The organism is Deltaproteobacteria bacterium (assembly GCA_011773515.1).
Classification (GTDB): domain Bacteria; phylum Desulfobacterota; class Deferrimicrobia; order J040; family J040; genus WVXK01.
In genome coordinates this window covers 29,355-29,817 of record WVXK01000001.1, presented here as the reverse complement: position 1 = coordinate 29,817, position 463 = coordinate 29,355, and the positions used below count along the sequence as shown (strand labels likewise).

Below are 463 nucleotides of genomic sequence, written 5' to 3'. Positions count from 1 at the left end.
AGCTTCCCCGGCGCCAGCAGAAAGAGAGCCCCGAGAGCGGACTGGTGGAGCGTGGAGAGCATCACCCCGGCGATCGTCATGGCGAGGGTAATCATGATCGCCCACTTCCGGACCCGCTTGGAGTGCAGCCACTCGAGGATTGCAGGGCTGAACTCNNGTCCCAGTTGTTGTCGTGGGCCACGCCGATAATCTTCAGGGTGAAGTAGACGAAGATGACGACGCAGGCGCACTTCCCGAGGCCGATGGTCAGCCGGTCCAGGGATCCGAGGAATTGCCCGTCGGCTCTCTCTCTCAGAAAGCGGGCCCCGATGGTGCTGACGGCGATGACCATGGCGCACCCGGCATAGATGCTGGATATGAAGAAGAACACGGGGATGAAGGAGGAGTACCAGAGGGGGTGCAGCTTCCCCGGCGCCAGCAGAAAGAGAGCCCCGAGAGCGGACTGGTGGAGCGTGGAGAGCAT

Annotated in this window: 1 protein-coding gene; it reads right to left on the bottom strand. The window is 62.5% G+C overall.

From position 1 onward, the window contains the following. Positions 1-91 precede the first annotated feature (91 nt). A partial coding sequence (locus tag GTN70_00150) for a hypothetical protein (GenBank protein NIO15416.1) occupies positions 92-463 on the bottom strand: 372 nt, incomplete at its 5' end.